This window comes from Clostridium sp. AF27-2AA, assembly GCF_003478505.1.
Classification (GTDB): domain Bacteria; phylum Bacillota; class Clostridia; order Lachnospirales; family Lachnospiraceae; genus Brotaphodocola.
This window is the reverse complement of sequence record NZ_QUFI01000015.1, coordinates 81,840-82,430: the sequence shown is the minus strand read 5'-3', so window position 1 is coordinate 82,430 and position 591 is coordinate 81,840. Positions and strand designations below refer to the sequence as shown.

Annotated in this window: 1 protein-coding gene; it reads right to left on the bottom strand. The window is 43.3% G+C overall.

The window, feature by feature from the left end:
- A partial coding sequence (locus DWY84_RS10175) for an RRXRR domain-containing protein (RefSeq protein ID WP_182434942.1) occupies window positions 1–324 on the bottom strand: 324 nt, incomplete at its 3' end.
- Window positions 325–591: the final 267 nt, after the last annotated feature.

The window sequence follows — 591 nt, the reverse complement described above, 5'->3', positions numbered from 1 at the left end:
ACGATACCTGGTTTTCCTGTTACGTCTCCCACGGCGAAATTCCCGTCTGGACGATAATAAATTTACGATATCGTTTCTCAGTTCTACATCTGCCTCATATAACACTTTGATTTTTGTGGTTGTCGATACTCCGATATGTTTGCTTCCGGCATCAATTCCAAGAGAAATTTCCTGTGTTTGATGTCCGGAATCATAATTCAGTTGTATTGTAAACGGACACCTTTTGATTACTTTGGCCTGGCCTGACTGTAACATCAGTCGGACCTTACGATGCCTGTCGGTAGGCATCAGTGGTTGTCCGTTTTTATCTAATACGTATACCATAACAGGCACTCCTTTCTTAAATTGGTGTGTCAATGCTTTAAGCCGGCCACACCTGCCGTAATGATACCTTCGCCAATGTTAATGAGAGGTTTTGCTGCATGCGGCACTGTCTCGTCCCATCAAGACTGTTTAACCACATACCGTAGAGCTGCAAGCTAGGTATAACACCTGCAGGTACCTATTTACGTAATCTAATGATTACACATTCTCTCCTAACGTAGTGCTCGAAACACTTAAGCTAGTCAATCAGGCTTTTACAAGCCCCCA